This is a genomic window from Deinococcus sp. YIM 77859 (genome assembly GCF_000745175.1).
In the GTDB taxonomy this organism is placed as follows: Bacteria; Deinococcota; Deinococci; order Deinococcales; family Deinococcaceae; genus Deinococcus.
On sequence record NZ_JQNI01000002.1, the window covers coordinates 1,010,119 to 1,017,500 of the forward strand.

Annotated in this window: 6 protein-coding genes (1 of these 6 running past the window's edge); 2 read left to right on the forward strand and 4 right to left on the reverse strand. The window is 68.4% G+C overall.

Going from position 1 to position 7,382, the window contains the following annotated elements:
* The first annotated feature begins 33 nt into the window (after window positions 1–33).
* The gene (gene scpA / locus EI73_RS05110; protein WP_034384819.1) at window positions 34–2,184 is read left to right on the forward strand and encodes a methylmalonyl-CoA mutase; all 2,151 of its coding nucleotides are present in this window, start codon (window positions 34–36) and stop codon (window positions 2,182–2,184) included.
* A 13-nt stretch (window positions 2,185–2,197) separates the two neighbouring features.
* On the opposite strand, the gene EI73_RS05115 is transcribed toward scpA, so the two are convergent.
* A complete protein-coding gene (locus tag EI73_RS05115) occupies window positions 2,198–3,565 on the reverse strand; it encodes an NAD(P)/FAD-dependent oxidoreductase (RefSeq protein ID WP_231557289.1) in 1,368 nt (455 codons plus the stop codon).
* Window positions 3,562–4,440 carry a UbiA family prenyltransferase gene (locus EI73_RS05120; RefSeq protein WP_034384820.1) on the reverse strand — a complete coding sequence of 293 codons (879 nt, stop codon included), beginning with the start codon at window positions 4,438–4,440 and terminating at the stop codon, window positions 3,562–3,564. The genes EI73_RS05115 and EI73_RS05120 overlap by 4 nt, the downstream gene beginning before the upstream one ends.
* Window positions 4,441–4,612: 172 nt before the next feature.
* Between EI73_RS05120 and EI73_RS05125 the strand changes: the two genes are divergently transcribed.
* Window positions 4,613–5,506 (forward strand): B12-binding domain-containing protein, encoded by an 894-nt coding sequence (locus EI73_RS05125; protein WP_231557290.1) that lies wholly within the window; start codon window positions 4,613–4,615, stop codon window positions 5,504–5,506.
* On the opposite strand, the gene EI73_RS05130 is transcribed toward EI73_RS05125, so the two are convergent.
* The gene (locus tag EI73_RS05130) at window positions 5,503–6,039 is read right to left on the reverse strand and encodes a phosphoribosyltransferase family protein (protein ID WP_034384823.1); all 537 of its coding nucleotides are present in this window, start codon (window positions 6,037–6,039) and stop codon (window positions 5,503–5,505) included. The two genes, EI73_RS05125 and EI73_RS05130, sit on opposite strands and share 4 nt — an antisense overlap.
* A gap of 47 nt (window positions 6,040–6,086) precedes the next feature.
* Window positions 6,087–7,382: the 3' portion of an ABC transporter ATP-binding protein gene (locus EI73_RS05135; protein ID WP_034384825.1), read on the reverse strand. It continues 576 nt past the right edge of the window; 1,296 of the gene's 1,872 nt are visible here — the last part of the coding sequence; its start codon lies off the right edge, out of view — the gene reads right to left on this strand; its stop codon occupies window positions 6,087–6,089.

The following is a 7,382-nucleotide window of genomic DNA, read 5'->3' on the forward strand; positions in this document are numbered from 1 at the left end:
CCGTGGCATCATGCGAGCAGACGGAGGTTTCCCATGAAGGCACCCGATCTCTCAGCGTGGAAGGCGCTGGCGCAAAAGGACCTGCGCGGCGCGGACCCCGACACCCTCAACCGCATGACCCCCGAGGGGCTGACCCTCAAGGCGCTCTACACCTCTGCCGACCTCGTGGGCGTTCCCGCCGATACGCTGCCCGGCCTGCCGCCCTTCATCCGCGGACCGCGGGCCACCATGTACGCGGCCCGGCCCTGGACCATCCGCCAGTACGCGGGGTTCTCCACCGCCGAAGAATCGAACGCCTTCTACCGCCGGAACCTCGCGGCGGGGCAAAAGGGCCTCTCCGTGGCCTTTGACCTCGCCACCCACCGCGGCTACGACTCCGACCACCCGCGCGTTGTGGGCGACGTGGGCAAGGCGGGGGTCGCCATCGATTCCGTCGAAGACATGAAGATCCTCTTCGAGGGGATTCCGTTGGGGGAAATGTCGGTCTCCATGACCATGAACGGCGCGGTGCTGCCGGTGCTTGCCGCCTTTATCGTGGCGGGCGAAGAACAGGGCGTGCCGCGCGCGCAGCTTTCGGGCACCATCCAGAACGACATCCTCAAGGAGTTCATGGTGCGGAACACGTACATCTATCCGCCCGCACCCTCCATGCGGATCGTGGCCGATATCATCGCCTTTACAGCGCGGGAAATGCCGCGGTTCAACTCCATCTCCATCAGCGGCTATCACCTCCAGGAGGCGGGGGCGAATGCGGCGCTGGAACTCGCGTACACCCTGGCAGACGGGCTGGAGTACGTGCGGGCCGCGCTGGCCAAGGGGCTCGACGTGGACGAGTTCGCGCCGCGCCTCTCCTTTTTCTTCGCCATCGGCATGAACTTCTACACCGAGGTGGCCAAACTCCGGGCGGCCCGCCTCCTGTGGGACGAGCTCATGGCGGGGTTCGCGCCGAAAAATCCGATGAGCCGCGCCCTGCGCACCCACTGCCAGACGTCCGGCTGGTCCCTCACCGAGCAAGACCCCTACAACAACATCGTTCGCACGACGATCGAGGCGATGGCGGCGGTGTTTGGCGGCACGCAGAGCCTGCACACGAATGCCTTTGACGAGGCGATCGGCCTGCCCACCGACTTCAGCGCCCGCATCGCGCGCAACACGCAGCTCATCCTTCAGGAGGAGACGGGCATTCCGCATGTCGTGGATCCCTGGGGCGGCTCGTACCTGATGGAACGTTTGACCTTTGAGCTGGCCGAAAAGGCCCGCGAACTCATGCGCGAGGTGGAGGAGCTGGGCGGGATGGCAAAGGCCATCGAGGCGGGCATTCCCAAGCTGAGGATCGAGGAATCCGCCGCGCGCAAGCAGGCCCGCATCGATCGGGGCGAGGACGTGATCGTGGGGGTGAACCGCTACCGCACTGCCGACGAGACACCCGTAGAGGTGCTGGACATCGACAACGTGGCTGTGCGCGAGGCGCAGATTCGGCGGCTGAACCGGGTGAAGGCAGAGCGTGACCCGCAGGCCGTCGCCGCAGCCCTCAGGGCTCTGGAGGAGGCTGCCCGCAGCGGCGAAGGCAATCTGCTTGCCCTGAGCATCGACGCCATGCGCGCCCGCGCGACGGTGGGCGAGGTGTCGGACGCGCTGGAGCGGGTATGGGGCCGCCACCAGGCGGAGGTGCGGACCCTGTCCGGCGTGTACGCCCAGGGCTACGCGGGGGACGAAGACTTCGCCGCCCTGCGAGACGAGATCGAAGCCTTTGCCGGAGCGGAAGGCCGCCGCCCGCGCATCCTCGTCGTGAAGATGGGCCAAGACGGGCATGACCGGGGCGCCAAGGTGATTGCCACCGGCTTTGCTGACCTAGGTTTCGACGTGGATGTCGGCCCCCTTTTCCAGACGCCGGAGGAAGCGGCGCGGCAAGCGATTGAAAACGACGTGCACGTCATCGGCGTGAGCAGCCAGGCCGCTGGCCACCGAACGCTGATCCCGCAACTGCTTCAGGCGCTGCGGGACCAGGGCGCCGGTGACATCCTGGTCGTGGCGGGCGGCGTGATTCCGCAGCAGGACTACGCGGCGCTGAAAGCGGCGGGCGTCGCCGGCATCTTCGGGCCGGGCACACCGATCCTGCACTCGGCACGCGAGGTGCTGCGGCTGCTGCGGGAACGGCACAAGGAAACGCCGCTGACCCCCTAATCAACCTCCTGGATCACCCGCCCCGTTCGGTCAACAACTGGTCCACGATAAGCGCCCCGCCCAGAAGCGCGGGAATGCCTCCCCCCGGATGAACGCCCGTCCCCACTCCCCACAGCCGGGGGCCTAGGCGGTAGGGCTGGGGATGGAGGGGACCACGCCGCCAGGGGGGCAGGGCCGCGCCGTAGATCGCGCCGCCGGGATGTCCGCCCGCCGCGTAGTGGCTGGGAGACAGGGCCAGCACCTCCCGCGCCGAGGTGAGCAGACCGGAAACGCCGAGCGCGTGCTCCACCCGGTTCACCTGGGCCCGCACCCAGGGATGCTCCGGCCCCAGGTCCAGCCCGGTCGCGGGCGCGGTGAGGAGCACAGCCAGACGCACCCCCTCTGCGTGGACGAGGGCCAGGGTGTCGGGAGGCAGCGCGCCGGCCCGCAGCGCCGCACGAAAGGTGCGAAAATCCGCCGGTGGCAGCACGGACGTGGGCGGCAGGGGGGCAGGAGCGGGCAGCGCGGCATAGAGGGCCACACCACTGACCGTCCGGCGAGCCACGGGGGAGTGGACCGGTTGTCCCAACAGCGCGGCAAGGCGGGCCGGGTCCAGCGCGCTTACCAGCAGGTCATGACGGCAGACCTCTCCCCCCTTCAGGGTCACGGTGGCGTTCCGGGCGTCCACGTGAATCACCTCTGCGCCCTCCCGAACCTGCACACTCCGCGCCCTCCCCAGGTCGAGCAGCGTGTCCAGCAGCCCTCCCATCCCCCGTGCGGGCCGAAAGACAGCGTCTGCCGTGAGGGCGGGAAGCAGCGCGTACAGGGCGGGGGCGTCCACGGGCGCGAGTCCGGCATTCAGGGCATGCGTGCGAACAGCATGCGCGAGGGCGGGGGGTAGGCGGCGGGCACGCACCCACCCTTCGGCGGTCAGGTGCCCCCCGGTGGCATACAGCAGGGTGGCACTCGCTGCCCGAAACACCGGATCCGTCAGGCGCGGCGGCGTGGTGAGCAGCGTGCCGAGCTGCGGAGCAAGGGCCCGTGCAGCAGCACGGTAAGCCTCCCACGCGGAGTGCAGCGGATGCTCCTGGGGAACGGGCAGCGGCACCGACCCAAACGGCGTGTGATGGACACCCAGCCCACCGGGGAGCGGCCGCAGGTCAAGCGGGTCTGCCTCGCCCAGGCGCTCCAAAAAGGCGCGCCATACCTCCGGGAAGGTCAAGAGACTCGGCCCGGTGTCGAAGGCGAGGCCGCCCGCCGTCACCCGCCGCAGCTTGCCGCCCGCTCGGTCCCGCTCGTACACCGTGACGGCGTCGCCCCGTTCCCCAAGCAGCGCCGCGAGTGCGAGCCCCGCCAGACCACCACCGAGAAGGCCGATGGTCCGTGCACTTCGCTCGCTCACGGCTCCAGCCCCCGCGCGAGCAGGTACACCAGCGGCACGCCCGCCACCGTCCCCACCAGCCAGGGCGTCACGATGCTCAGGAGGTAGAGCCGCGCGGCCCGTACCGGCGTAGGACGCAGAAGCAGCGCGAGCGCCATTCCCCCGCACACCAGCCACAGGGCGGCGGCGGTGAGGCGGCTGACCGGCCACAACAGCCCCCCGGCGAGCCCGAACCATATGAGCGCGTAGAGGGCTGTGCCGCGCGCACCCAGGGTGGTGGCAACGGTCCGCGTTCCCGCACAGCGGTCAGCGGGGATATCCTGTACGGCATCAAAGGCGTGCTTGCCCACCGCATAGGCCATCAGCGCGGCGAGGGGCAGCTCGGGCAGCGGCCGCCCCAGCACAAGCGCCGGGAGCGCGAGCGGCAGCGCATAGGCCACGTTGCTGAAGCCGTCGAGAAAGGGGCGGCCCTTGAGCCGCAGCGGAAGCAGGCTGTAGGCCGTAAAAAGCCCGGCTGTAAGCAGCAGCAGCGCCCAAGCCGCGGGGGGCAGCAGCAGCGCCAGCGCAAGCAGAAAGGGCGCGTTCAGGGCCAGGATACCCCTCAGGAGGGGTCTGGCTTCTCCCAGACCCAGCCGCGCCCCCTGCCAGCCCCCCTTCCGCGAGGAAAGCGCGTCCTCCTCGCGGTCGGCCAGGTCGTTTAGGCCGTAGATCAGCAGGTTAAAGGGAAGCGTGAAGTACACCACCAGCAGCAGCAGGCCGGGGTGCACGGTCCAAAGGTGCCCGGTTAGCCAGAGCCCCATCACCAGCGGTCCAACCGTATTCACCCACAACGCGGGGCGCGACACAGCGAGCAGCCGGGACAGGGGAAGGGAAGCGGGAAGGGTCAGGCGGCGCATGGCGGGGAGACGCGGCAGCAGCGGGGGCCGCGCACGGGCCGCATTGTAGAGGGGCCGGGTGCCGGGGTGCCGGGACAGATGGCAGGGGTCGCCTGGCGAAATACTTACGGTTAAGGCGGCGCGGCTGTGTCCAAATAAGGGTCAGATGTCCCACCCGGCCACTGATCCCTCCATGGCCACCGCGCTCTTCACGGCGTCCCAGGTGGAGGCTCGGACCGGCATTCCGGCGGCGACCCTGCGGCAGTGGGAGCGGCGCTACGGGGTTCCCGCGCCCGCCCGGAACACGAGCGGCTACCGTCTCTATTCCCTGCATGACCTGGCGCAGATCGAGGAGATGCAGCGGTACCTGCGCGCGGGGGTTTCCACAGGCCGAGCGGCGCAGCTTGTCCGCGCCGCTGGCCCTCCGCTGGATCCCACACCCAGCGCACTGGCCACCGCCCTGTTGGCCGCCTTACTCGCCTCTGACCTGCTGCGGGCCCGAGCTCTGCTGTCTGAGGCCCACGCCCGTCTCAGCGTAGAGGACGTCCTCCTGACGGTGATGTCGCCCGTGCTCGTCGAGCTGGGCCGGCTGTGGCAGCGCGGGGAGGTGCACATCGCGCAGGTTCATCAGGCGAGCGCCTTTCTACGCTCTAGGATCTCGGCCCTCCTCGACGTGGCTGGCCTGGGAACCTTCGGGCCACATCTGGTGGCTGCGGGCGCACCCGGCGAGCAGCACGAGATCGGACTGATGATGGTAACGCTGGTGCTGTGCCGCCGAGGAGCGCGCGTCGAGTACCTAGGTCCGGACCTGCCGCTGGGCGACCTTGCCGCCTACGTGCGGCAGCGGCAGGCAGAGGGCGTGCTGCTCGCCCTTAACGGGGACTGGGCGCTAGAGGGCGTCGAGACACAAAAGGCCGACCTGCTGGCCCTAGGCGTGCCGGTCTTTTATGGTGGCGCGCTGCTCAACACCCGCCCCGACCTCGCGGCAGCCCTGGGGGGAATCTACGCAGGACCCGACGCGCTCGCCGCCGCTGACACGGTCATCCTGCGCCTGCGGCGGGAATCCCCGTTCGAGGACACACGTTAGAGGCTCTGCGGCAACTCCTGAAGGTACCTGAGGGGCAGGGTGGTGTTTCCCTGCTTAAAGGCCGCGAGGTACCCGGCGACGGTGCCGCCCGCACGCTCAACCAGCCGCGCCAAGGCCTGGGCGGTGCCGCCCGAGGCCACGACGTCCTGCACGATGGTGACGCGCTTCCCCCTCAGCCGGGCGGCGTGCGGACCGTCGAGCCACAACGTCTCGGCCACGCCCAGGGTCATGCTGGGCACGTCCTGAATCAGAGGATCTTGCATGTATGTCCGGCGTTTCTTGCGCGCGACCACGTAGGGAATGCCGCTGCGGTCACTCAGCTCGTGCGCGAGGGGCAGCGCGTTCGTCACCACGGTCAGCAGCATCTCGGTTCCCCCGGGAATCAGGGGCAGCAGGGCCTGGGCGGCAGCGTTGGTGAATTCGCTATCCCCGATGAACTCCACCAGGGGCACGCGGCCCACGCTGCCGACGCGCACGGTGGGAAGCTCACGGGTCACGTCACCAACGGTGATGCGATGGGCGGACTGTTTCATAGGAGCCATTCGTCTACCCTAACCGACTGACCCGAACCCGAACAGGCCTAGTCCGCCGCTTCTGCCTGCGCGTACTGAAGACGGTGCAGCCGCGCGTAGTAGCCGCCCTTTTCCAGCAGTTCGCGGTGGCTCCCCTGTTCCACAATCCGGCCCCGGCGCATCACCACGATGCGGTCACAGTGCTCGATGGTGCTCAGGCGGTGCGCGATGATGATGGAGGTGCGCCCCTGCATGACTTTTTCCAGCGCGTGCTGAATGCGCAGCTCGGTCTCGGTGTCCACATTCGCGGTCGCCTCGTCGAGCACCAGCAGGATGTCGGGGTTCTGAATCAGGGCGCGGGCAAAGGCGAGAAGCTGCTTCTGGCCCGTCGAGAGGGTCGCGCCGCGCTCGCGAACCTCGGTCTGGTAGCCCTCCGGCAGCGAGAGGATAAAGTCGTGGACGCCCACGTACCGGCACGCCTCCACCACGCGTTCATGCCCGATGTCGGGGTTCCCCAGCGTCAGGTTGCTCTCGATGGTGCCGGCAAAGAGAAACACGTCCTGAAGGACGACCCCCACATGCCGTCTCAGGTCATGCTGCGCCAGATCTCGTACGTCGGTGCCGTCAACCTTCACCGCACCCCGTTGCACGTCGTAGAAGCGGCTGACCAAGGCCGTCACACTGGTCTTGCCCGCGCCAGTCGCGCCGACAAGGGCCACGCTCTCGCCCGGCTGAATGTGCAGGTCGATCCCCCGCAGAATCCAGCGGTCGTCGCTGTCGGGTGTCTGGGCGGTCACCGCCGGGTCATAGGCAAACCACACCCCCTCAAACTCCACCCGGCCTTGGAAGTTCTCCAGCCGCTTGGCTCCCGGCTTGTCCGTGATCTCTTCGGGCGTGTCGAGCACCCCAAAGATGCGTTCGCTGCTCGCCATCGCAGCTTGCAGGTTGTTAAATACGTCCGCCAGGTCCTGAATGGGCTGGAAAAGCTGCTGTGTCCACTGCACAAACGCAAAGAGTGTCCCCACCGTGACCGCGCCGGCCACCCCCGTGCCCACCGCATCCGCCCCGAGAAGCTGCCGGGCCGCGAAGTACAGCACGAGCGCGACGGCCACCTGCCCCAGCATGGCGACCGTGGGCATAAAGAGGGAAAACCAACGAACGCTGTTCTCATTGGCCCGCAACAGGTCGCGGTTGGCGTGGTCGAAGTCCAGCGCGGTGCGGGCTTCACGCCCAAAAAGCTGCACCGTCAGCATTCCGGTGATGTTCTCGTTCAGGCGGGTGTTGACGATGGCCTGTTGCAGCCGGGTGGTGCGAAAGGCGTCACGCAGCCGCGCCCGAAAGAAGTTGGTGGCCACAAACAGCAC